This window comes from Corynebacterium sp. HMSC14B06, assembly GCF_001807075.1.
Lineage (GTDB): Bacteria > Actinomycetota > Actinomycetes > Mycobacteriales > Mycobacteriaceae > Corynebacterium > Corynebacterium jeikeium_D.
In genome coordinates this window covers 73,663-95,160 of record NZ_KV787370.1, presented here as the reverse complement: position 1 = coordinate 95,160, position 21,498 = coordinate 73,663, and the positions used below count along the sequence as shown (strand labels likewise).

The 21,498-nt window shown below is 57.6% G+C and carries 21 protein-coding genes; 11 read left to right on the top strand and 10 right to left on the bottom strand.

The window, feature by feature from the left end:
• Positions 1-32 precede the first annotated feature (32 nt).
• Positions 33-1,334, top strand: a complete 1,302-nt coding sequence (locus HMPREF3130_RS05020) for an HRDC domain-containing protein (protein ID WP_070429448.1) — start codon at positions 33-35, stop codon at positions 1,332-1,334.
• On the opposite strand, the gene HMPREF3130_RS05015 is transcribed toward HMPREF3130_RS05020, so the two are convergent.
• The 3 genes from HMPREF3130_RS05015 to dut all read right to left on the bottom strand — a co-directional run bounded on the left by HMPREF3130_RS05015 (position 1,335) and on the right by dut (position 4,085).
• Complete coding sequence (locus HMPREF3130_RS05015) at positions 1,335-2,600, bottom strand: class I SAM-dependent RNA methyltransferase (protein ID WP_016422659.1); 1,266 nt, start codon at positions 2,598-2,600, stop codon at positions 1,335-1,337. It abuts the gene before it with no gap.
• A 134-nt stretch (positions 2,601-2,734) separates the two neighbouring features.
• Positions 2,735-3,514, bottom strand: a complete 780-nt coding sequence (locus HMPREF3130_RS05010) for a DUF3710 domain-containing protein (protein ID WP_049173039.1) — start codon at positions 3,512-3,514, stop codon at positions 2,735-2,737.
• Positions 3,515-3,632: 118 nt separating this feature from the next.
• Positions 3,633-4,085 (bottom strand): dUTP diphosphatase, encoded by a 453-nt coding sequence (gene dut / locus HMPREF3130_RS05005; RefSeq protein WP_016422657.1) that lies wholly within the window; start codon positions 4,083-4,085, stop codon positions 3,633-3,635.
• Positions 4,086-4,251: 166 nt separating this feature from the next.
• On the opposite strand from dut, the gene HMPREF3130_RS05000 reads away from it, so the two are divergent.
• Positions 4,252-4,728, top strand: a complete 477-nt coding sequence (locus HMPREF3130_RS05000) for a DUF3093 domain-containing protein (protein WP_049173043.1) — start codon at positions 4,252-4,254, stop codon at positions 4,726-4,728.
• Between the two features lie 109 nt (positions 4,729-4,837).
• Here HMPREF3130_RS05000 and HMPREF3130_RS04995 read toward each other — a convergent pair whose 3' ends face one another.
• Positions 4,838-5,134 carry a DUF4193 family protein gene (locus HMPREF3130_RS04995; RefSeq protein ID WP_016422655.1) on the bottom strand — a complete coding sequence of 99 codons (297 nt, stop codon included), beginning with the start codon at positions 5,132-5,134 and terminating at the stop codon, positions 4,838-4,840.
• Between the two features lie 203 nt (positions 5,135-5,337).
• On the opposite strand from HMPREF3130_RS04995, the gene HMPREF3130_RS11080 reads away from it, so the two are divergent.
• A complete protein-coding gene (locus tag HMPREF3130_RS11080) occupies positions 5,338-5,946 on the top strand; it encodes a LytR C-terminal domain-containing protein (RefSeq protein ID WP_160310003.1) in 609 nt (202 codons plus the stop codon).
• A gap of 9 nt (positions 5,947-5,955) precedes the next feature.
• On the opposite strand, the gene HMPREF3130_RS04985 is transcribed toward HMPREF3130_RS11080, so the two are convergent.
• Positions 5,956-6,849 (bottom strand): inositol monophosphatase family protein, encoded by an 894-nt coding sequence (locus HMPREF3130_RS04985; protein ID WP_246815111.1) that lies wholly within the window; start codon positions 6,847-6,849, stop codon positions 5,956-5,958.
• 118 nt (positions 6,850-6,967) lie between these two features.
• Here HMPREF3130_RS04985 and ppgK point away from each other — a divergent pair, with 118 nt between their 5' ends.
• Both ppgK and HMPREF3130_RS04975 read left to right on the top strand, forming a co-directional pair.
• On the top strand, positions 6,968-7,723 hold the full coding sequence (ppgK, locus tag HMPREF3130_RS04980; RefSeq protein ID WP_069358722.1) for a polyphosphate--glucose phosphotransferase: 756 nt from the start codon (positions 6,968-6,970) through the stop codon (positions 7,721-7,723).
• A gap of 395 nt (positions 7,724-8,118) precedes the next feature.
• Positions 8,119-9,675 carry an RNA polymerase sigma factor gene (locus tag HMPREF3130_RS04975; RefSeq protein WP_049193023.1) on the top strand — a complete coding sequence of 519 codons (1,557 nt, stop codon included), beginning with the start codon at positions 8,119-8,121 and terminating at the stop codon, positions 9,673-9,675.
• Between the two features lie 318 nt (positions 9,676-9,993).
• Here the strand turns inward: HMPREF3130_RS04975 and HMPREF3130_RS04970 are convergent, their stop codons facing one another.
• From HMPREF3130_RS04970 to HMPREF3130_RS04955, 4 genes are all read right to left on the bottom strand, one after another.
• A complete protein-coding gene (locus HMPREF3130_RS04970; RefSeq protein WP_049170921.1) occupies positions 9,994-11,601 on the bottom strand; it encodes an SLC13 family permease in 1,608 nt (535 codons plus the stop codon).
• Between the two features lie 282 nt (positions 11,602-11,883).
• Positions 11,884-12,324 carry a hypothetical protein gene (locus tag HMPREF3130_RS04965; RefSeq protein ID WP_070429445.1) on the bottom strand — a complete coding sequence of 147 codons (441 nt, stop codon included), beginning with the start codon at positions 12,322-12,324 and terminating at the stop codon, positions 11,884-11,886.
• A 39-nt stretch (positions 12,325-12,363) separates the two neighbouring features.
• Complete coding sequence (locus HMPREF3130_RS04960) at positions 12,364-14,109, bottom strand: DEAD/DEAH box helicase (protein ID WP_048733265.1); 1,746 nt, start codon at positions 14,107-14,109, stop codon at positions 12,364-12,366.
• Positions 14,106-14,354, bottom strand: a complete 249-nt coding sequence (locus HMPREF3130_RS04955; protein ID WP_005509477.1) for a DUF3039 domain-containing protein — start codon at positions 14,352-14,354, stop codon at positions 14,106-14,108. The genes HMPREF3130_RS04960 and HMPREF3130_RS04955 overlap by 4 nt, the downstream gene beginning before the upstream one ends.
• A gap of 174 nt (positions 14,355-14,528) precedes the next feature.
• Between HMPREF3130_RS04955 and HMPREF3130_RS04950 the strand changes: the two genes are divergently transcribed.
• From HMPREF3130_RS04950 to galE, 6 genes are all read left to right on the top strand, one after another.
• Entirely contained in the window at positions 14,529-15,068 is a 540-nt protein-coding gene (locus HMPREF3130_RS04950; protein WP_070429444.1) for a DUF3099 domain-containing protein, read from the top strand.
• Positions 15,069-15,107: 39 nt separating this feature from the next.
• Positions 15,108-16,673, top strand: coding sequence for a DUF7782 domain-containing protein (locus HMPREF3130_RS04945; protein WP_070429443.1), 1,566 nt, complete (start codon positions 15,108-15,110; stop codon positions 16,671-16,673).
• Positions 16,674-17,108 (top strand): D-aminoacyl-tRNA deacylase, encoded by a 435-nt coding sequence (dtd, locus tag HMPREF3130_RS04940; RefSeq protein ID WP_070429442.1) that lies wholly within the window; start codon positions 16,674-16,676, stop codon positions 17,106-17,108.
• A 136-nt stretch (positions 17,109-17,244) separates the two neighbouring features.
• Positions 17,245-18,234, top strand: a complete 990-nt coding sequence (locus HMPREF3130_RS04935) for a sigma-70 family RNA polymerase sigma factor (protein ID WP_016422644.1) — start codon at positions 17,245-17,247, stop codon at positions 18,232-18,234.
• Positions 18,235-18,537: 303 nt separating this feature from the next.
• Positions 18,538-19,218: an iron-dependent transcriptional repressor DtxR gene (locus tag HMPREF3130_RS04930; RefSeq protein ID WP_016422643.1), complete on the top strand. Its 681-nt coding sequence runs from the start codon at positions 18,538-18,540 to the stop codon at positions 19,216-19,218.
• On the top strand, positions 19,215-20,198 hold the full coding sequence (gene galE / locus HMPREF3130_RS04925; protein ID WP_069358725.1) for a UDP-glucose 4-epimerase GalE: 984 nt from the start codon (positions 19,215-19,217) through the stop codon (positions 20,196-20,198). Before HMPREF3130_RS04930 ends, galE begins: the two co-directional genes overlap by 4 nt.
• Before the next feature lie 26 nt (positions 20,199-20,224).
• Here galE and HMPREF3130_RS04920 read toward each other — a convergent pair whose 3' ends face one another.
• A complete protein-coding gene (locus tag HMPREF3130_RS04920; RefSeq protein ID WP_246815110.1) occupies positions 20,225-21,337 on the bottom strand; it encodes a DUF4192 domain-containing protein in 1,113 nt (370 codons plus the stop codon).
• Positions 21,338-21,498: the final 161 nt, after the last annotated feature.

Below are 21,498 nucleotides of genomic sequence, written 5' to 3'. Positions count from 1 at the left end.
ACTGCTGATACCGACGACCGAAGAGGCGTGCGATGAGCTCCGACGTGGAAACTAGTCCCGACGTAGAAGTAAGACTTGCCCCAGCCGAGGGAACTCCACGCGTGCTTTCTGCCATCGACGACATTATTGACGCCGGTGAGCAGCTGGCCAAAGGACACGGTTGGCTCGCAGTCGATACTGAACGAGCTTCGGCATATCGCTACGACGACCGCGCCTTCTTGCTTCAATTTCGCCGCCGTGGAGCGGGCACCTTTCTCATCGATCCCGAAGATGGTCGCAAGGCGATGGCCGTTTTCGGTTCCTCAGTCAACGACCTGACCTGGATTATTCACGCCGCTCATTCTGACCTTCCCTGCCTCGCAGCTCTGGGTCTCTACCCCACCAAAGTCATTGACACTGAGCTGGCCGGCCGCCTTCTCGGCCTGGAGCGAGTCAACTTAGCAGCTCTGACAGAGCGACTCCTCGGAGTTGGACTTGCCAAGGGGCACGGTCGAGAGGATTGGTCTACTCGTCCACTGCCAGCAGATTGGCTGGACTACGCAGCCTTGGATGTCGAGCTGCTCATCGAACTCGCCGAGGTTCTTTGTCAGGCGCTGACTGAGCTCGACCGTTTGGAATGGCTGGAACAGGAATGCGAACGCGAACTCGCTCTAAACCGTAAATACCTCGATGGTCTGCACGTCGGACACTCGTGGCAGGGGCTCAAAGGGATTGGGAAGCTGCGCACTCCCGAACAACTTCACGTCGCCCGTGCACTGTGGACTGAGCGTGACGAAATCGCGCAGCGCCGTGATGTCTCCCCAACACACGTCATGGGTCACAGCGTTCTACGTACAATCGCAGAACAACTCCCCGGTACGCAGCGTGAACTAACTGCAATCCGTGGATTTCCACGTCGCCGTCGCGGTGCCGCGGACGCTTGGTTGAAGGTCGTTAATGAAGCCCGTCAGGAACCCAGGTCGTCATGGCCGAAGCCCCAGAAGCAGGCTCCCAACCAGATGCCCCACTTTCGCCGTTGGGCTGAACATGCCCCACAAGCCGCCGAGATTTTCGAAACCACGCGAGACTGCATCGACAACGTCTGTGCCCAAATACACCTGCGCAAAGACACACTCATCACTTCCGCGCAGACACGTGAACTGGTGTGGTGGATTCACAGTCGCGCAGTCGGCTCATTCGTATTCCGCCACCACGACAACTCCGCTGGCGGCCTGCCAGCCGTTACAGAAATCTCCGCTCACCTCAGGGAACAGGGTTTCCGCCCATGGCAGGCACATTTGCTTGCCGACGTGATCGGCGCCAACGTTCTTGCGCCCATGCGGCAGCCACTCTAGCTACAGCTGCTCCAGCACCGCGATGGTTTCAAAGTGATGCGTTAGACCAAATGCGTCCACGACCTCGAGGTGTTTGAACGCGTAGCCATAGTCAGCCCAGTACCGGGCATCGCGGGCAAAAGTCGCCGGATCGCAACCGAAATGTACGACCGTGCGTGGCTTGGCTTCTGCAATAGCGGCAATGGCATCCTTACCAGCACCGGAGCGCGGAGGGTCGAGAACGACGATATCCGGGTTTGGTGTTTCCGCATTAGCAACTTCGCGGCGCACTACCTTGGTGACATCCCCGGTTACGAACCGGACTGGTGCCGCAGGCGACGCATTTCCACTGTGGTCAGCTGCAGTGAAAGCCTTGCGCCCCGCCGTCGCGGCCGCGGCAAAACCCTCGACAGAGAGAATTGAACCCTCTGCGTCAACTAGCTTGCGCAGTGCCGCCGACAGAACGCCTGCGCCACCGTAAAGATCCCAACCGCAGGAGAAAGACTGACCAACCAACAGGTCGATGATGCGCGATCCATAGAACTCAGGGGCATGGCAATGGGCTTGCCAAAAACCGGTCGTCGGCACATCGAAAGTAATTCCGTGAACGGTGTGCTGTGTAGTTGGCTCGCCTTCAATCAACGTTTGCGTGCGGTTCCTGCCGCTGCCGGAAACGTATACAGCACTTCGGTTACCCTCCGTGTCCATGGCCACATGGAGTTCTCCTGGCTTCGGCTTCTTGCTCCCTCGACCGCGAGCAGGCTTAGCAACAGGGATGGTTCCGGCCGTCGAAAAGCCAGCGATGAGATTGGGAACTGTTTGGACGCACTCGGAGCCGATGACGAGCTCGTGGGAACGGGAACGACGTAATCCCGCTCGTCCCTGGGAATCCACACCCAGCCGCACGCGCGTGCGCCAACGGGAGGTCGGAGCCAGTGGAAGAACATCGATAGCTGGCAGCTCGTCGGCGGTGAAACGTCCAAGACGGCGCAGGCAATCGGTCAAGACATCAGCCTTGAGACGCGCCGCGTGCTCAGGATCAATAAAACCCCAGTCGCAACAGCCCGCGCCCTGCTGAGCTGCTTCGCAACGCTGCGAAATTCGATGCTCTGAGGCATCCAGAACCTCAACGACATTGCCGCGCCAAAGCTTGGCATCAGGTTTGGCAATTTCGACAACAACGCGTTCGCCGGGGATACCGCCGGTGACGAAACCGATACGTCCGTCATAGCTGGCAATGAATTCTCCGCCGGCAGCGGGACGGTCAATAGTCACTTCGATGTTCACGCAGTGTGATACTACCCGCTGACAAGAGAAAAGCCGCCGTCGGGTGACGGCGGCGGGCAGTGCACAGTGGCACCTGCAGATCCTCTTCTACCTTGTCAAGCAGCTAGCCTCTCTATGCTGTAGGGTTAACCAAACTAATTGGTGGAACCATCCGGGTTGATACCAGTAGCGCCTGGCACCTGTCCAGGTTCACCTTCAGCTTGAGCAGCCTGGGTCTGCTGCTGGTATGCCTGACGAATCTGCTCGGCCATCTGGGACGGCAGCGTAACCGGAAGCGGCTGACCTGCTGGCATCGGGTTCTCACCGCGAGAGACGAAGCTACGGGCAAGGAGACCGCGGGCGAGATTCGCAAGTTCCTCCGCCCGATCAGCCGGACCGGAGGCCGTCATGCGAAGCATCCAACGCGGGCCGTCGGCGCCGATGATTCGCATTTCCATATCGGAGGTGCGACCTACGACCTCAGAACCCCACGGCCCCTGCTCGACATGGACATCGAGGCCATCGGACTCAAGACCGTCCTTGATTTCCTGAGCGGACTCCTCCCAGAGGCCACCCGACGTCGGAGCAGCGAATGCTACAGGAGTTACGCGGCCATGCTCAGTGGCGACGTGCAGCATGGTTGGACCTGTCGGCCCCATCTCCACCTGAATATCACCAACGTGAGGAATAGGCAGCAGCATCGAACCGAGGTTCAGGCTGGCCTTCGCGAAGTCCGAAAAATCAAACTGCGTCGGGCTAGCGCTGTTGATATCGAAGGGGCCGTTTGCTGGTGCGTTCTCCGCGGCGGTTTCCGACGCGTCGTCATGCACGGTTGCGGTAGCCTCCTCAGAAGCTGGCGCCGCAGAGTCGGTGGCAACGGTCTCTGCCTCAGCAGCTGGTTCTTCTGGCTGGTTCTTCTTTCCAAATGGCCACATGGTGGTTTATTGACACCTCGCTAAAAAGAAATCTTTGTATACGCTTTTGTAAACGCTTTATTGAGCTCTTCACGCATTGAACCACACTTGGTAGGGGCCCCGCGCTGTCAGAGGCGTTTTAAAGCGTCGTGGACACTCCGGTTGACCCGTGACCTCCCACGCCGCGTTCAGTTTCATCGAGCTCATCGACTTCCACCAGCGGGCTGAGCTCGACCTTCTGCACAACCAATTGGGCAATTCGATCGCCCTTGGCGATCTCCACCGCATTGGTCGGGTCCAAGTTGATCAGGCAGACTTTAAGCTCACCACGGTAACCGGCATCAATCGTGCCGGGAGCGTTGACGATGGACAGCCCCTTTTTGAAAGCCAATCCGGAGCGAGGATGAACCAATCCCACTGTGCCCGCCGGCAAAGCAATGGCAATACCGGTTCCCACGAGCGCCCGCTGCCCTGGTGCTAGGATGACATCCTCCACTGAGCTCAAATCCACACCGGCATCATCGGCATGCGCACGCTGGGGAATCACAGCGTCTTTAGCGAGCTTTTTCACTTGCACCGGGGCATAAGTCATCTCTTTGTATATCCTTCGCTGTCGCGTCTTTTAAGAACCGCACTTCGGCCTTGTCAGTACCGAGCATAGCCGTGCCCTAGAATGGATAACCGTGAGTGGAAAAGATAACCTGCAGCCTCGTCGCGACGACAGCTCAGCATCCGTCTCTGAAGGTGCGGCAATAGCAATGAGCTCGAGCGGAGATTCATCGATTGTCTATTCCGAAAAGCTCTGGGTTCCCTGGTGGTTCTGGGTACTCGGCGCTGCTGCCGTTTTTGTATGCACGGCCCAGATTGGCTTTAACCGTTCACCGATTTGGCTTGTCATCGGCGGCATTATTTGTCTGGCCGTGGGCGTGTGGGTGCTGTTGACTATGTCGAAGACCACGGTGTCCGTGGAAGTGGACAGCACTGGTGAACGCTGGCTTCACGCTGGCACGGCAGTTTTGCCAGCATCGGTTGTTGCCAAATCCCTGGTGGTCCCGAAGTCCGCGCAGCGCAATGCGTTGGGCCGTCAGCTCGATCCAGCAGCGTTCCTGGTTACACACACGTGGATTCCCACGATGGTGCTGCTAGTCCTCGACGATCCGGACGACCCCACCCCCTATTGGCTGGTCTCCACCCGCCACCCCGAGGCACTGCTTGACAGTCTCTTCGACCGCTAGGTCAAATCTCTCACCGCCGCTACACGCTTGCCGACGGCCCCAGCGCCGCCAGAACCGTGGTAGTGGCGGTTTTCCTTTTTCCTAGGAAGCTATCCCGGCTGTGCGGGGATTAGGCACAGTCCTGACAGATGGGGAATCCATCGCCGTTATCGATTGCGATCATTGAGCGGTGCATCACCATGAAGCAGGAGCCACAGGTGAATTCATCCTCCCCCTTCGGGGCAACATCCATATCGAATTCTTCACCCGCGATGTCGGCAACCGGCAACTCGAACGGCTCAACAATTTCGCCGTCGTCAGTGTCGTCGATTTCCTTCTCAGCAGATGCAGCCTGAAGGCCCTCGAGGGAATCGGTCTCCAGCTCTTCGGTTTCACGAGTACGCGGGGCATCGTAGTTTACAGCCATGTCCCAAACCTTCTTTCTGGACCTTTGCTAGACATTGTGAACTGACTTTTTCTCGGAGAATACAACGCGTTGAGACGATTGACACCCTGTACTCTCCAGCGCCTTTCTCAGCGGATATTAAGGCAATTCACGCAATCTGTCATCTCTGCAGGTCAGAATAGGTTTCTATGCCCATAAGCCGAGGAGAGGATAACATGATGGCTATGAGTTCAGGCCCCGCGAGCATTACGAGCGCATCACATCGACGAAAAATTGTTCCCTACGTGGTGGTTTCCGTCGTTGCTGTAGTGATTGCCGCTACGTTGTGGGTATTGGCATTCCGCAGCCAACCGGCAAGTTATCCGGTGTCCTGTTCCCTCCCCGCGGCTGGGGCCCCTGTTTCCTCCACCACGCTAATCGGAGAGCACGTCGTTCCACCGTCGGATGTTCATGTGCGCGTTTATAATGCCAACGGCAAAGTCGGCCAGGCTACAACCGTCGCCGAGCAATTGCGGCAGCTCGATTTTGTCCTCGATGAGCAGGTTCCCTACGGCAACGACCCTATTGTGGAAAACCAAGACCTCGGTTGCTTCGGCCAGCTGCGTTATGGCGAGGACTTCAATGGCCACGCCGCGGCGCTTCACGCTCTTTTCCCCTGCTTTGAGCTCATCCACGATGGTCGGCCGGATGCAACCGTCGATGTGTCCTTGGGTAAGGGGTTTAAGGATCTCGAAGTAGCCAGCCAGGTTGAGGAAACGATGTCCGCATTGAACCGTGGCGAACAAGCCGACCTAGAGGGGTTGAGCTCGTTAGGCTCGAGCACCTGCTCCTAGACCGACGCACTAATTCCTAGCCTTCGCGATAGCACCATCCAATGCCTCGAAGAACGCATCGGCAACTTCAGAGTTCGCCGCACCGACACCAAAGTCGAGCGGGTCTCCCTCCGGCCGGCCAGTAACGTTGGCACACTGAGTGAATTCCGGGACCCTAATCCTTGCGCCTGCTTCAGCCGCAATCAGAGCACCAGCTGCATAATCCCAAATCTTGATGTCGTGTTCGTAATACGCATCAACACGGCCGTGCGCCACCATGCACAAATCCAGCGCCGCCGATCCCATGCGCCGAATATCTCGACACTCCCCCAGCAACTGCGACGCTATCCGGCCCTGCACCTGCCGGAGACTAGCGGAATAGCTGAATCCCGTTGCCACAAGTGTCTTTTCCAGCTCGGCCGTTGGGGAACAACTAAGCGTCTGCACAGTGCCGTCCCGTCGAGAAACCTGAGCGCCCTCTCCCTTAGCTGCACTGTAAATCTCTCCCGAGGACGCATTTGCCACTGCACCCGCCACTACCTCATCGCCTACGGCGCAAGCGATACTCACAGCAAAATTGGGCATGCCGTAGAGGAAATTCACCGTACCGTCGATGGGGTCTACAATCCAGGTCACCGCTTCGCCCTCGTTGGCAGCCTGCGCTGGGGAACTCGCGCCGTCGTCAAGCCCGCCTTCTTCGCCCAAAATGCGGTCAGAGCTGCTAAACGTCTTGATAAGCGAACGAATGAGCTCCTCAGATTCACGGTCGACAACGGTGACGGGGTCTACAGCTGAGGACTTCGTTTCGGAACTTGCTAAAACGCCATCGGAGCCGAGTTCGACCCGACGACTGGCGATGTGCGCCGCGGCTGCGCGGGCGATAAGTACCGCGCGGTCACGCAGATCCCTGACGCTGGGTCGCACGGAACCGGGGCTATTCGACGCACTAAACCCCCTATTATCTGCCCTGCTAGCGAGTTGTTCGGTGCCACGCGAGTTCATGCTCATGCCCCCATTGTGTCTGTTTCGTACAATTTGAGCTATGGGACAACGAATTGGATTTGGCATCGACGTCGGAGGCTCTGGAATCAAAGGGGGCCGCGTGGATCTTGATACTGGGCAGCTTATTGGCAACCGCATTAAGATTTTCACGCCACAGCCGGCAACTCCGGAAGCGGTTGCGGAGACCATTGCAGAAATTGTGGACATTGCGAAGTGGGATTCCGATGTCGGCATCACGATTCCGTCCGTCGTACAGAATCAGATTGCCTTGCTGGCCGCCAATATTGACGGTTCTTGGGTTAATACGAACTGCCAAGAGCTCTTCGCTAAATACCTGCCCAACAACAAGGCGCACGTGCTTAACGACGCTGACGCTGCCGGCCTCGCTGAAGTCCAGTTTGGCGATCCGGGCAATAAGACAGGCGCCGTGTTGTTGCTAACTTTTGGTACAGGCATCGGCTCCGCGCTTATTCATGACGGACTGCTCTACCCCAATTCGGAGTTAGGCCACCTCATCATTGATGGCATGGAGGCCGAACACTTTGCATCCGCGAGAGTTAAGGATGTGGAGGGGCTCGGCTTCGAAGAGTGGGCTGAGCGCGTGAGCAAGGTGCTTAAGACCTACGAGGCACTGTTTTGGCCGTCACGGATCATCGTCGGCGGCGGAATCAGTCGCGAACACGAAAAGTGGATTCCGCTGTTGACATGTAAGACTCCAGTTGTCCCCGCAAGTCTGGATAATAATGCGGGTATTGCTGGCGCCGCCTTTGCAGCTGACCAGGGACTTTACCCTTAACCACTTTCATTTCTTATATGGGGATTGGTAGCTACGTGTCGGGCGTGACACGTGCTTGAAGCCATGCCCCGTGGCGGCGGTTTTAAGAATTGGTTTACAATAAGAAGTTGACTCACGGCAAGGTTGAATAATCAACAGGCTCGAGGAGGATTGGGAAAATCGAATTCCAGCGCACTGCTTCGATGAGGATTTTCACCGATTACTTCTTCGCTAGGAGCCAGAAAGCAACACTGATGACCGTGGCACGAAAAGGTCAGCTCTGAATGTTTTCCATTCGGCTAGTTGGCTATAGACGAAGTAAAGGCGCACCACTGGCGCGTTGAGCTTCTCTTCGACCGAGAGAAGCTGGCGGCGGCTTTGGCGGCGCACACAACGTACATCGTGAAAGGGCGTTCGTGGCAGGCAACGAACTGGGGCAAGCTCAGGACCAATCCACCGGGAGTGGCACCGGTTCAGCTACTCCTGCAAAGAAGGCTGTAAAGAAGGCCATCAAGAAGGCAGTGAAGAAGACCGTGGCAAAGAAGACTGCCGCGAAGAAGACTGCTGCCAAAAAGACGGCTGCTACCAAAACTGCGGCGAAGAAGACGACCGCTAAGAAGGCAGCGGCCAAGAAGACCGTGAAGAAGGCGGCCAAGAAGTCCGTCGCTAAGAAAACCACGCGTAAGGCCGCCGCCAAGAAGGCAACTAAGCGGACAACGGCTGCGAAGGCCACCGCGGCCAAGGCTGCTGCAGCGAAGGCGAAGGACGCGCAAGCTCTCGACGCAACTGAGAACGAAGAGCTCGAGGACGAGGAACTCGACCACGACTTGGAGCAGGAGCAGGACTACGACCCGGATCTGGATGATGATCTCGAAGACGATGATCTTCACGACGATCTGGATGATGACGACCTCGAAGACGACGACCTCGACGATGATGAAGAAGAGGACGACGAGGACGAAGACGAGGATGAAGAGGACGAGGGCGACGAGGTCTGGAACGAGGACGAGTCCGCTCGTCTGCGTCAGGCCCGCAAAGATGCTGCCCTCACCGCCTCCGCCGACTCTGTCCGCGCCTACCTCAAGCAGATTGGTAAGGTCGCGCTGCTGACTGCCGAGGAAGAAGTCAGTCTGGCAAAGCGCATCGAGGCCGGTCTGTATGCGCAGTACAAGATTGACGAGGCCAAGGAAGCCGGCGAGCGCATCGCTTACGCTCAAAAGCGCGACTTGCGCGAGATTTCTCGTGACGGTCAGCGCGCCAAGAATCACCTGCTCGAAGCCAACCTCCGTCTTGTGGTGTCCCTGGCAAAGCGCTACACCGGCCGTGGCATGGCTTTCCTCGACTTGATTCAGGAGGGCAACCTCGGCCTGATTCGCGCCGTCGAGAAGTTCGACTACACCAAGGGCTACAAGTTCTCCACCTACGCAACGTGGTGGATTCGCCAGGCCATTACTCGTGCAATGGCCGACCAGGCTCGAACCATTCGTATTCCGGTTCACATGGTCGAGGTCATTAATAAGCTCGGTCGTATCCAGCGTGAACTGCTTCAGGATCTGGGCCGCGAGCCCACCCCGGAAGAGCTCGCCAAGGAAATGGACATCACCGAGGAAAAGGTTCTCGAGATTCAACAGTACGCTCGTGAACCGATTTCCCTGGACCAGACCATCGGCGACGAGGGTGACTCTCAGCTCGGTGACTTCATCGAGGACTCCGAGGCAGTTATCGCCGTGGACGCCGTCAGCTTCACGCTCCTCCAGGATCAGCTTGGCGACGTCCTGGAAACTCTCTCCGAACGTGAAGCCGGTGTCGTCCGCTTGCGCTTCGGCCTTACCGACGGCATGCCACGTACCCTGGACGAGATTGGTCAGGTCTACGGTGTGACACGCGAGCGCATCCGTCAGATTGAGTCCAAGACGATGTCCAAGCTGCGTCACCCGTCGCGCTCGCAGGTGCTGCGCGACTACTTGGAGTAAAGCTTTAACCTGGAGTTGTTCAGGGGCTAACTGCTTGACTAGAAAAATCGGGCTTGAATGAGGTTTCACACCTTATTCAAGCCCGATTCTTCTTTTGGTGTCAGCGCTAGTGAGTTACTGACTGCGTTTATGTCAAAAATAGCCTAAAAAATGGCCTGAAAGTGTCATAAACTCACACAGTTTCACATTTGCAGCCAAAAGCCCCGGACCACCGAAGTGGAACGGGGCGAAGGAGTATCTGAGCAACGCTAGGCGAAGCAGTCCGGTGGCGGTTCAGCGCGCTGCCCCACCATCCACTACGGGCTACTACATACCCAGCTAGTACACGACGCCGAATACCCACTGCAGCAGCGTCAGCGATGCCACAGAAATCACGATCAGTGCGACGACGTTCAGCCAAACACCGGCCTTGACCATGTTGTCCATGCTGACGTAGCCGGAGCCGTAGGCGATGGCGTTCGGCGGTGTTGCAACCGGCATCATGAAGGCCGAAGTAGCTGCCAGTGCAACTGGAACGGCGAAAATCATCTGGTCGTGGCCCAGACCGATTGCCATCGCACCAACCAGCGGCAGGAAGGTCGCGGCCGTCGCGGTGTTAGAGGTGAACTCGGTCAGGAACAGCACAACGGCGCCGACGACAACCACGAGTGCAGCCACTGGCATCCAGCCGAGAGTAGACAGCTGCTCGCCAATCCAGTCCGACAGCCCAGAGGCACCGAACTGCGAGGACAGTGCGAGGCCACCACCGAACAGCAGCAGCACGCCCCACGGCAGCTCTAACGCATTTTCCCAACGCATAAGCTTAACGCCATCAGGACCGCCCGGAATAATGAACAGCGCAATACCCACGGTCATTGCGATAACCGCATCGGCAATCTTGGTGTCGGGCAGCAGCACCGGAACAAAGACCCACGCCAGTGCCGCCGCGATAAACACCAGGAGCACTCGGCGCTCTCCAGTCGACATACGGCCAAGGCGCTTCAACTCGTCACGCATGAGTTCGCGCCCACCTGGAATATGCGTAATCTCCGGCTTAAACAGAACATTTGTCAGCAGGAACCATGCACAGAGCATGAGCACAACCGCCACCGGGACACCGAGCAGCATCCACTGGCCAAACCCAATATTGACTCCCTGCTCCGCCATGTAGGCCGCCAGCATAGCGTTCGGAGGAGTACCAATAATGGTGCCCAGCGAACCAATCGATGCCGCGTAAGCGATACCCAGCATCAGCGCGATACCGAAGTTTGACTTTGGCATCGGGTCATAGCTTGACGACGACTCCTCGGCCTCCTCCAGCGCATCCCCACCGGGGGTTTCAGCGACGGATTCACTCGCAGAGCCCGTATCCTCTGCAGCAACCTTTTCATCGTGCAGCATTCGGACAATGAGGCTCAGGACGGACACACCGATTGGCAGCATCATCACGGCCGTGGCCGTGTTGGAGACCCACATCGACAGGAAGCCAGTAGCCACCATGAAGCCGAGAATCAGCATTTTTGGTGACGACCCCATGAGCACCAGAACCCACAATGCGACGCGCTTGTGGAGGTTCCAACGCTGCATCGCCAGCGCCAACAGGAAGCCGCCCATAAAGAGGAAGATGGTCGGGTCTGTGTACTTGCCCGAGAAATCCTTAATCTCAGCGAGGTTGAGAATCGGGAATAGAGCCAGCGGCAGCAGAGCCGTAACGGCAATCGGGATAGCCTCGGACATCCACCACACGGCCATAAGCACTGCTACACCTGCGGTTGCACGCAGGTTGTGATCGAGCTCAGCCGGCATAAAGAAGTACACGAGCAGGGCCAGGATGATACCGAGTCCTAGACCGGTGCGCTTACGGAAAAGCTCCCGGCTGAGGTATCCACGGTCTTGTTGGCCCGGTGACAGTTCCGGGGAGTTGTCGCGCGTAGATGTCGCTGCCACGATTCACGCTCCTATTTAATAATCAGCAGACATCCTGTATTGCACGCGTGTTCAAACGTTTACCGCATGTAGGGGATGCCAAATGTGGGTACTTTCTGACACCAATATCATTACCAACACTCGGCCAAATATGAGATTTCACTAAGAAACCCCCGGCCGAAACTGCAGGCAGTTGGGCTTCGGGGGTGGATTACGGGGTTAGCTCATTTCCTGATTGCGTATTTGGCGTTGACCGAAAACTCCGGGCACAAAGTAAGACCGCCATTGATGTCGCTTCCGAACTCACTCCGATTGCTTCATTGGCTGATCAGTACCCATCTGCTTAGAGATGCACTCGGCATACTCTCCAGAGGTGCGCTCGAACTTCTCGCACTTCGACATCGCATCTGATGTCGACGAATACAGCATCAGCGACACCACGGCGGCCGCAATACCCGTCACAATGCCGACCACGCCCAATCCGAACGAACCGCTGATGACCGCGTCTCCCCCAGCTGCCTGCACGCGCTTCTTCGCACTCATTGCCTTCGCCATCGCGATGATGCCTAGAACAATGCCAAAGACACCGAGGATGCCACCAACAATCATCCAGGACATCAAGAGTCCGCCGACGCCAAAGATCAGCGCCAGCACGCCAATAGTCCGACCGTCATTGCCTGGTACAGCCGACAAACCACCGCCGGTCAATTCCGACGGCCTCGACTTATCACTGCTTGCCGACATTCTTCTCTCCACCATAGATTGCTCAGTTCGTTTGAAACCCTACCAATTACGCAGGTAGCTGATGCGATCACGCAACTGTTCCTCGGTACATAGCGCAGTCGGCGGGCCACCACAGGCGCGCCGAACCTCGTTATGCACTTGACCATGTGGCTTACCGGTTCGCGCCGCTGTCATCGACACCAGCGTATTGAGCTCCTTCCGTAACTTCGGCAACACCTCACTGGCCACCTTCTGCGGCCTTGGGTACGCTGATCCCTCAATCCGGTGCACCGCGCCCCCTTCGCCCCCGCTTGACGACGATTCCCTCGCCTCCTCGCGGGCTTCCTTCTCTCGGGCACTGGCGGCTTTAAGCTGTTCATCCTGCCGCTGACGCAGCAAGAGTCGCATCTGATCGGCGTCGAGAAGCCCTGGCAAACCCAGATAATCGGCCTCTTCGGCGGAACCGGCAACGGTTGCGGTGCCGTAGGAGGAGCCGTCGTAGATGAGGTAGTCAAGTTCAGCATCCGCGCCAATGGATTCGTAGGCCGGCAGCAATTCGTCGGGCTCATCCTTGCGGCGATTGGCCTCAGCGACCAAGTCATCTTCCCAGCCTTCCGAAGGCCGATCCGGCTTGCCGAGCACGTGGTTGCGCTGCACCTCCATCTGCGAGGCCAAGTCGAGCAGCACCGGGATCGACGGCAAGAAGACCGAAGCAGTCTCCCCTGGCATGCGGCTTCGCACGAATCGTCCGATAGCCTGCGCGAAGAATAGTGGAGTCGAGGAACTGGTCGCGTACACGCCGACCGCCAGCCTCGGCACGTCCACGCCTTCGGAGACCATGCGCACGGCCACCATCCACTCATCGGTGGACTCGGAGAAAGTCTTGATTCGTTCCGACGAGCCCGGTTCATCCGAGAGCACCAACGCCACCGGCGTAGAGGCAATCTGCTCGAGAATGCGTTTGTACGCACGAGCAGTTGCCGCATCGGAGGCGATGACCAGACCACCCGCGTCCGGGATATGCTGCCTCATCTGCGAGAGACGGGTGTGCGCTGCCCGCAGCACAGATGGCATCCACTCGCCCTTTGGGTCAAGCGCGGTGCGCCAAGCACGCGTGGTCTCCTCTGGGCTCATCACGGTGCCCAGTCGCGCAGCGAACTCATCACCCGCGCTATCACGCCAGCGAGCTTCACCGGAATAAGCCAAAAAGACCACTGGGCGCACGACGCCGTCGGCAAGCGCATTGGAATAGCCGTACGTGTAATCGGCGACGGAACGCGAGTAACCATCGCCGTCCGGCGAGTAGCGAACAAACGGAATCGCCGCGTCATCGGAGCGGAACGGCGTACCAGTTAGGCACAGGCGGCGTTCGACATCGCCGTAAGCTTCGGAAATACCGTCGCCCCAGCTCTTGGCATCGCCGCCGTGGTGCACCTCGTCCAGAATCACCAATGTCGGCCGAGCGGTGGCTACGGCATGGTGCTTAAACGGATGCACTGCGACTTGGGCGTAGGTCACAACAATTCCCTGGTAGGAGGGGTTTACCACACCCTTGGCGTTGGTGAATTTGGGATCCAACGCAATCCCCGAACGAGCAGCGGAAGCAGCCCACTGCACTTTCAGGTGCTCAGTGGGAACCACGACGATGATGCGCTCGACGATCCGGCGCGACAGCAACTCACTGGCGATACGCAGGGCGAAGGTCGTCTTACCTGCGCCCGGTGTCGCCACTGCAAGGAAGTCCTTGGGGTTAGTCGCCAGGTATTTGTCGAGAGCCTCCTGCTGCCATTTACGAAGCCCGCTCACTTGCGACGCAGGGACTTGTAAATCCGCTCACAGTCAGGGCATACCGGTGAACCCGGCTTCGCCGACTTCTTCACAGGGAAGGTTTCACCGCACAGAGCAACGACGTAGGAGCCGTTGACCGCGGAGTTCACGATCTGGTCCTTCTTGACGTAATGGAAGAACTTCGGGGTATCGTCCCTCGTCGACTCATCGACGCGGGTATCGGTGCGTTCAATCGTCTTTGTCGTCTTCAATGGAGTGCTCACAGATTCCAATTGTGCCCCATCGGTCAAATTATGCCCAGTGACCCAGGTGCTGGCCGCTGCTGACTGCTGCCTTCCACAGCCATCCACAACATCGCTACGACTACGCGAGCATGCGGCTGCAACGGACATAGCTAGTTGAGACGACCCCACGCCACAGGCGTATGCTAGACAACCATGGCGCGAATCAATGACCGTCGCGACTCCGCGCTGCCGAAACGCGGAAGTTCCCGGCGACGCAAGAAAGACGCGGCGTTGATTACCGACGCCCGCGGCTCTCGGATTCGCAACTATGACCACCGCCGCCACGTCTACGCGGCCCTGCAATGGTCTCGCATTCCGCTGCTGCTTCTTTCCGGCGCTTTTTATCTGTGGTGGGATGTGCCGTGGATTGCAGCGATTCTCATGGTCGTCTCCGTACCCATGCCGTGGATCGCGGTTGTCATCGCCAATGGCGTTGGAGAACCCGCTGACAAGCGTAAGCCGCGCGTCTACAAGCCTGGAGTTGTACGCGAGCAAAACCGCAAATGGGAGGAGCAGCAACGCCAGCGCGCCCTCAAGGAAGCAGAGATGCGCGCGCTCGGTTCTGCCGCCAGTACCGAAGACACCGACGCACGGCCGCAGTCCGGTAACGAGACCATCTCACCCCCCTTCGATGATGCAAATGTCATCGATATGCCGGAAGACGACGATCCGTCGTCAAGCTCCCCTAACTAGCCCCCTCCGCCCCGCTTTACGACGAAGGTAGTGCCTACAATGACCTTTTCCCCCTCCACCTTCACCCCACCGACTGATCAGCAGCTTCGTGATTTTGTCGACTGTGCGGAGGAATTTGCCACCGCGCTCAGGCGCCTTGAGTTTTCCAGTGAGTCACTGCGTCGAGTCCTAGGCGCCGAGGGACTGGCAGCGCTGGACCGCGGTGAGCCCGGCGTTGTCGATGTTCTGCTTACCGAAACTGAGGGCGTTTCTGCGGACACTGTGACCGCGTTGCGTCTTTTCATCCTGGGCGATTTCGCCGACGCACAGCAGCTATTTGGGGCTGAGCTGACAGCCAAGTTACTGGGCAGCGGCATACTTGCCGGCACCGCCACCAACGCACAGGTGTGTATAGATGTGCGCCCGGTCGAGATTGCGGGAGTCGACCGTATTGTCTTTTCCGACCGCGATGCCTCTATGAGCGATCACGTTCCTGGACCCGATCATGTCTTGGGCGTGGGGCGGGCTTCCCGCTCCCTCCTCGATATTTCGCCGACCTCGGCGGTGGAATCCGTACTCGACCTCGGTGCCGGTTGTGGCGTCCAGAGTCTTGCCCAGCCGGATGCAAAGTCGATTGTCGCGACGGACATTCACCCCCGGGCGCTGTTTTTTGCCCGCGCTACTTTCGCAGCTAATGGCTTCGACCAGGCGCAGGCCCTCGAAGGATCCTGGTTTGAACCGGTTGCAGCCAAGAAGTTTGACCGCATTGTGGCAAACCCGCCGTTCGTCGTAGGGCTGCCAAGTGTGGAACATGTTTACCGTGACTCAGGATTGAATCTGGACGGTGCCACCGAGCTTATGATCCGCGGTCTGGCCGACCATCTCACCGACGGCGGCACGGCGCATCTGCTCGGCGCTTGGGCCCATATCGAGGGCGAAAGTTGGCAACAGCGCATCGCCTCTTGGCTCCCTGCTGAAGGCCTCGAAGTGTGGGTAACACAACGAGATGTCGCCACGCCGGCGGAATACATTGGCACCTGGCTTCGAGACGAGTCCATCGACCCCCGCAGCCCGGAGGGCTGCGAGCGCTCCCGTGCCTGGCTGGAGCACTTCCGCAACAGCGGCGTGACAGGCATCGGGTTCGGCTACATCACAGTCCAACGCATTGCCGGCCCGACTTCCGCTGTGTGCGAAGAAATGCCGCAGCCTTTGGCCGCTCCCTTCGCCGCCGAAGCCGAGGAGTATCTCGGCCGCGCCGAATGGCTTCGGGCACAAACTGCCGACACCATCCTCGAAGCTGCCTTTACTCTGCGCCCTGGCGTCGCCTTAGAACGCGTTTCGCTTGCCGACGTCGACAGCGGCCAGGGCTTCACTGAGTTCGATACGCGCATCTCACGCACCGACGGCCCCGCCTGGACACACTCAATCGATGAGTCCGTCGCAACCATTCTGGGTGCACTGCATCCCGAAGCTGCTCTGGGCACCGTCATCGACATCATGGCGATGTTTGGAGCCTTTGATGAGTCCGAAGTCCCTGCAATCAAGGACGCCCTAGTTCCCATCGTCGTTGACTTGGTTCGCCATGGTCTGATTCTCCCCACCGAGCTCTTGGAGGATAAACAGTAAATGAAAGCCGTTCTCACCCGAGTTAAATCCGCGTCAGTCACTGTCGACGGCTCCGTTGTTGGCCACGTTGACGGAGGCGATACCGGCGCCATTTTGGCGCTCGTAGGTGTTGGCCGCGAGGACACTGCCGATGCTTGGGAAACGATGGCCCGCAAGATCGCGGAGCTGCGCATTCTGGATGGCGAGCTCAGCGCTGTCGACGCTGGCGCCCCGGTGCTCGTTGTTAGCCAATTCACGTTGATGGGGGCGACAAAGAAGGGACGGCGGCCGTCGTGGGTAGACGCGGCTCCGGGCCCAGAGGCCGAACCCATCATTGAGAAAATTGTCGAGACCTTGCGCAATCGTGGCTTGACGGTCGAAACGGGACAATTTGGAGCGATGATGGAGGTCACATCCGTCAATGATGGACCCTTTACAGTTCTCGTAGAATGCTAGTCGCGGCAGTTTTTCTTAACATTATATTTGCATGGCAAAATTACCCTATTGACATTCATCAACTTTCACGGGAACATTTCCGTAACTCCGTGCGTTGTAGTTATTGAGTCCACTTAAAAATCCAGGAGGCAGATTCATGAAGAGTGCCGATATTCAAAATGACGAACTGGAAGGTCAGCCACGGGACAAGGGGCGCCGCACTGGCAATAACTCCAATCCGTCCGCCGATTTGGTTCGTGTGTATTTGAACGGCATCGGAAAGACTGCTCTTCTCAGCGCTGAAGAAGAGGTGGAACTTTCTAAGCGCATTGAAGCCGGTGTATACGCCGAGCATTTGCTGCAGACCGGCGCGAAAATGACCCGCGCAAAGAAGCGTGATGTCAAGATTTTGGCAAAGGAAGGTAAGGCTGCACGCGCCCACCTACTCGAAGCCAATCTCCGTCTTGTGGTCTCGCTGGCGAAGCGCTACACCAACCGCGGCATGCCACTGCTGGATCTAATCCAGGAGGGCAACTTGGGCCTCATCCGCGCCATGGAAAAGTTCGACTACACCAAGGGCTTCAAGTTTTCCACTTACGCAACGTGGTGGATTCGCCAAGCTATTACCCGCGGTATGGCTGATCAGTCGCGCACTATTCGCCTCCCCGTCCATTTGGTTGAGCAGGTCAACAAGATTTCTCGTATCAAGCGTGAGCTCTACCAGCAGCTCGGCCGTGAGGCTACGAATGAGGAATTGGCAGAGGAATCCGGCATTCCAGAGGCCAAGATCGAAATGCTGCTGCGTCAGTCCCGCGACCCGGTGAGCTTGGACATGCCGGTGGGCACTGATGAGGAAGCTCCTCTGGGAGACTTCATCGAGGACTCAGAGGCAACTGATGCCGAGGAAGCAGTTGTCGCTTCCCTGCGTCACCACGATGTCCGCAAGGTTCTGTCCACTCTAGAGATTCGAGAGCAGGAAGTTATTAAGCTCCGCTACGGTCTCGACGATGGCCTGCCCCGCACGCTGGATCAGATTGGCCGCCACTTTGGCCTGTCTCGCGAGCGCGTCCGCCAGATTGAGCGGGAAGTTATGTCCAAGCTCCGCGAGGGTGACCGTGCTGACAAGCTGCGTGAGTACGCAAACTAACGCCACATGGCGGTGACATCGATAGGGTTCCCACTTTCAGCCCTGAGATAGTGCTAGACTTCAATACCGACCCCGTGCGGGAGTTTCATCCACACTGGCGGTCGGCGTTTTCGTCTGCACGTCGAGCTTTCGACATCGCGTACGCTCCCTTCCGTCTCAGCAGCGCCCACCGAACCAAGCTTTTCGCTGCCTAATCAGCACCAAAGCCGCTGGATTTGCGAGCCCTAACATCTTTCTTGCGCAAGTGTGGTTATCCTAATACTTGAGTGAAAACTTTTAAGACTGTGTTATCGGAGGAAAACCGTGAGGGATTTGGTTGACACCACGGAAATGTACTTACGTACGATTTTCGAACTCGAAGAAGAGGGCATCATTCCTTTGCGTGCTCGCATTGCCGAACGCCTTGAGCAGTCGGGGCCGACCGTTAGCCAAACCGTTGCGCGCATGGAGCGCGATGGCCTTCTCGTAGTTGCCCCAGATCGCAGCTTGCAGCTTTCCGACGAGGGCCGCAGGCTGGCCACGGCTGTCATGCGTAAGCACCGCCTAGCTGAGCGCCTACTTACGGATGTCATTGGCCTCGAATGGGACAAGGTTCACGACGAAGCCTGCCGCTGGGAGCACGTAATGAGTGACGAGGTCGAGCGCAAACTTCTCGACGTGCTTGACTCTTACACACGCTCCCCATTCGGCAATCCGATTCCCGGTTTGGGAGACCTCGGTGGGACTCAGTCACCAGAGTCGTTAGAGAACGTTCGCCGACTGTCCGATCTAAACCCCGGCGAGTACACCGTTGAGATCGTCCAGATTAACGAAATCCTGCAGGTCGAGCAGAGCTACATGAAGCGTCTCCACAAGGCTGGAATTATGCCGGGTACTGAGGCACTTGCCGAGGTTGCCGCCGGCCGCGTGACTCTCGCCCGTGGTGATCATTCTCTTGACATTCCGGATACTCTGTCTCACGCAATCATGGTGATTATCAAATGAAACTCCTCGTCACTGGTGGTGCCGGCTACGTCGGTAGCGTGTGCTCGGCAGTATTGATTTCTCTTGGCCACGACGTCACCATTCTGGACAACTTCTCTGTTGGCAACCGTGATGCGGTGCCAGAGGGCGCGACCCTAGTCGAAGGCGATGTGGCGGACAAGGCCTACGAGGTTCTGTCCTCCGACAGCTTCGACGGCGTCGTTCATTTCGCTGCGAAATCGCTTGTTGGCGAGTCTGTCGAAGTTCCTTCCGACTACTGGCACAACAATGTGGGCCAAACCCTGAAGCTACTCGACGCGATGCGTGATACCGGTACGAATAACCTGGTGTTCTCTTCGACAGCTGCAACCTACGGCGAGCCAGAGAAGACACCAATTACCGAAGACATGCCAACCGCGCCGACCAACCCTTACGGTGCCACCAAGCTGGCCATGGACTACGCCATCGCCTCTTACGCCAAGGCATACAACATCGGCGCTACGAGCTTGCGTTATTTCAATGTGGCGGGTGCCTGGGGCGGTTTTGGAGAAAACCGTGAGGTGGAAACTCACCTCATCCCACTGGTACTGCAGGTTGCGCTCGGTCACCGCGACAAGATTATGGTCTTTGGCAATGACTGGCCGACTCCGGACGGCACCGCGGTGCGTGACTACATCCACATCAAAGACCTCGCCGATGCGCATGTCTTGGCACTAGAGTCCAACACGCCGGGAACCCACCGTATCTTTAACCTCGGTTCCGGCGACGGCTTTTCAGTTCGCCAGGTCATTGAAACCTGCCGTAAGGTCACCGGTCACCCGATTCCCGCTGAGGATGCACCGCGTAGAGCCGGTGATCCGGCAACCCTTATTGCCTCTTCTCAGCGTGCCATGGACGAGCTCGGATGGAAGCCCAACCAGACGGAGCTTGAAACCATCGTCGCCGATGCATGGGAGTACACCAAGAACCTCGGCGACCGAGCCCACTCGGCGCACCGCTAGGTACTGCAGTACAGCTTGCAGGGTCGCTAATCAATACGCGGCATTTTCACCTTGTATACCCTGCGCAGTACCTCTTGTGCTGCTCCAAGAATTGTGCCGACGCACCTCGGCACAATTTGATTGGCGACCGCAATTTCCAGCAACTGAGTCAGTGAATGATTCGGTTGCTCCCCCGCTGCCTCATCGAGAGCTGTTTGCGCAAAGTTCTCCAGCCCAGCCGCGAACTTTGCGATGGCAAAACACGCTAAAGCGTTAGCACGCAGGCTGCCGCGGTGGACGATTGCGGCCTCGCGCCAGATTTCTCCCATTGATTGCGCCAACTGCGTAGTAATGAAAATCATGGACATATCGCGCAAGGTGACGTTGGTCAGTGCTGCTGCAATGGCATATCCTGCGTTTTCATCGCGCACCGCCTCATGTGCATCCATCACACCATCGGCCACGTTTTCCACGGCGGTTTTGAGCATGTCGAAGTGCTCAATGAGCGCGGGATTGTCCGAACCAATTTTGAGCTTCCTCGGCTGCTCAACGGCTGTCGCTCGTTCCCGGAGGCGTTCAATCAGAGCCCTGTCTTTACTGTCGTGGAATTGGCCACCTCGAAAATAGCTGCGGTACTCCTCATAGTTTTTGAAAATCTGCTCTCCCTGCCGGGAGATTAGATTTGCATTGTCGGTCATCAGACTGTCACCGACAATGCCGACGATCTCTCCCTGCTCGTCCGTGACAACTTCCCCCGCAGCAATAGTGGCAACGCCCGCCAAACGCACCTCATGCAGGCCGCCTTCTCGCAGCCAGCCTGTAATAGGTGTGGAGTCCTTTTCAATCCCCCAGGATTCGTCGATGATAAACACATCTGCGTGAGTGCATCCTTCATCGAGCAGGAAGTCCGCGGCTGCCCGCACCAAGTCAGGATTGTTCTCCATCGAGGCCACATCCTTAATCAGCATCGGGCCAGCATGCGCTGTCGGATCAAACTCGACCTTGCCATCGATGAGATCTTCGACCTGCTGACGATACAACGCCGCAATCACTACCTGCCCCCGCGGATAGAATCCAACGATTCCCGGCAGGTTCGTCAGAAAAACACTCGGCTCAATTTCAGGCTTTTGTCCTGCACCGAAGTTCTTTTTGTTTCCCATTAATTCCTTACCCCTTTTCCCCCATTGGAATAGCTCGACAGCGGACAATCCTCTCGCCATCTGGTGGCTCTCATTGTTATCGAATCCGCAACAGCCTTGCTTGTGCGCGACCGGAAAAATCGGCCCATCTGTGGACTACTTTCAACTTGTGGATAACTGGA